Below are 2462 nucleotides of genomic sequence, written 5' to 3'. Positions count from 1 at the left end.
AAAAGTGAAGGATAGCGAGGGCAAAGTAGCGGATAGAACCTGCAAAAATGAAGAAAAGCCGGACAAGTAGCGGATAGAACCGGCAAAATGAAGGATAGCCCGGACAAAGTAGCGGATACAACTCCAAAAGTGAAGGATAGCGAGGGAAAAGTAGCGGATAGAACCAGCAAAGTGAAGGATAGCCCCAAAAAACTAGCGGATAGCCCCACAAAACTAGCGGAAAGCCCGCGCAGAAAGAAAAACGGCTTCGACGAAATCGGTAGTCTCTGCCCCCTTGTGTAAAGTGCGCATAGGCTCTAAGGTAATTATAAAGAAAGTGTAAAGTTCGGAGAAAAATGTTTTTTCCGTAGTAAGGTTAATGCAGGAGGAGAATGATGAAGGAAAAGTTATTACTGATAGAGGATGATGCAGCTATTGGTCGCATTGTGAAGGATACGTTGGAGCAGGAGGGCTATTGTGTGACATGGGCTACTACAGGCCTTGAGGGATTAGCAGATTTTCAAGCGCAACCTTTTGATTTAGTGTTGGTGGATTGGATGTTGCCAGAAATGGATGGTCTGACGGTTTGTCAAAATATTCGCTGGGAGAGTGATGTGCCGATCCTTATGATGAGTGCGCGTAAGGAAGAGGAGGATAAGGTGGAGGGCTTGCAGGGGGCAGATGATTATATTGCAAAGCCATTTAGTTTAGAGGAGTTAAAGGCACGGGTTGCCTCCCATCTTAGGCGCTGGCGACGCTATCATAAGCAAGAGCCGTTAGAGGAGCAAACTGCCTATGCGAATGGCTTAACAATAGATTGGCAACGGGAAATTGTCAGGGTTAATCAGCAAGAAATTGCGTTAACTCAAAAAGAATTTGCTCTTGTCAGGCTGCTAGCAAAAAATCCGAGTCAAACTTTCACGAAAGAGGAACTGTATCAGCATATTTGGCAGCAAGCGACTTTAGAGGACACTCATACTGTCACCGTACATATAAAGGCACTGCGAGAAAAGCTCAAGGATTCAGTGAAAAATCCAAATTTCATTCAAACCGTGTGGGGGAAGGGCTACCGCTTTATTGGTGAACCATTATGAAAATAAAAGCGTGGTTACTGATCATGTTTTTTATTGTAATGGTCTTACCCATAGCAGGTGCTTATAGCCTTTATGTGTGGATTAATGCTTATTATCAAGATAAAAATGTGGTGGAGTTCTTTGACAAGTGGCCTGAGCTGAATCAGGTAAAAGATGTCGTTGACAATCCAGTACTTTATCGAAAAAATGCCAATTTTGAGGAGGTAGAGGATCTTACCAATGAGCAACTGGCGATTACCCTCTATACGAAATCTGGCTATGTTTTATATTCCTCCAACCCTTTACTAACGGGCTATGTAGGGAAAGAGCGTATGTTGAAAGGCTTATATGATTTACAGCAATCCTACAACGCTTTTACCTATAAGGAGCCTGTTTATCAAAAAGGTGATTTGTTGGGCATCTATGAAATTCAATTAATACGAACAGATTGGGTAAAGGGTGTAGAGAAGCGTTCTTGGCTTGTTATGACAAGCACGATTCTGCTGTTTCTTATCATTTATTTAACTGTCATCTTGTTGCTACATCGGAAACTAAATCGGCCATTACGTGAACTGATGCAGCAAATGCGTAATTTTGCGAAAGGTCAGCATGGTAAATCAACTCTCAGTGTCAGAAAAGATGAGATTGGGGCACTCGCCCAAACGTTTGAGGCAATGCAGGATGAAATAGAACAAACTCGGGCTTCGTTAAAAGTGGAGCAACAGCAAAAAGAAATGATGATTGCAAGCATTTCCCATGATTTGAAAACGCCCCTTACAGCCATTCAAGCCTATGCGGAATCTTTACAAAACAAAGGCTTATCAGAACAGCAACAGGTGGAATATCAGCAGGTCATCGTCACGAAGGCAGATCGAATGAAGCATATGCTAGAGGATTTATTGATGTTTACATTACTTCAATCTACGGACTACGAATTAGAGCTGATAGCTGTGGATGGGGAAGAATTTTTTGACATGGCCTTATCTGATTATGAACCGTTATGTGTGGAAGAAGGATTTACATTAGAAGTCTTCTGTGCTGTGGATGGGCTCTATGCTGTGCATCCTAAACAACTTCAGCGTGTCATTGATAATTTATTGAGCAACGCATGGCGTTATGGGGAAAAGGGGACAACAATCGGCTTAGCAGCAGTCAATGCTGGGAACAATCCGCAATGGGGTTTTGATTTCTTGAAGTCTGCTTTAACCGAGCAAGAAGGTATGTATATCATCGTGCAAAATGTTGGATTAGGCATACCACAACAGGACATTGCAAAATTATTTGAGCCCATGTATCAAGCCGATCGTGCAAGATCAAAGGCTGGAGAACGAGGAACAGGGCTTGGCTTAAATATTACGAAACAAATTATTGAAAAACATGGTGGAACTGTCGAGCTACTTTCAAGGGAGA

The 2462-nt window shown here is 42.5% G+C and carries 2 protein-coding genes; both read left to right on the top strand.

The features are described 5' to 3' along the window. The first annotated feature begins 374 nt into the window (after positions 1–374). Entirely contained in the window at positions 375–1073 is a 699-nt protein-coding gene (locus RT445_RS23560) for a response regulator transcription factor (RefSeq protein ID WP_274797300.1), read from the top strand. Continuing rightward, a partial coding sequence (locus RT445_RS23555) for a HAMP domain-containing sensor histidine kinase (protein ID WP_313471753.1) occupies positions 1070–2462 on the top strand: 1393 nt, incomplete at its 3' end. The genes RT445_RS23560 and RT445_RS23555, both read left to right, overlap by 4 nt.

It is taken from the genome of Lysinibacillus sp., assembly GCF_032093475.1.
Lineage (GTDB): Bacteria > Bacillota > Bacilli > Bacillales_A > Planococcaceae > Lysinibacillus > Lysinibacillus irui.
This window is presented reverse-complemented; position numbering and strand designations above follow the sequence as displayed.

What these genes read in the sequence shown, in the direction of transcription:
- RT445_RS23560 (WP_274797300.1), top strand. Translation starts at nt 375, where the DNA reads ATGAAGGAAAAGTTATTACTGATAGAGGATGATGCAGCTATTGGTCGC.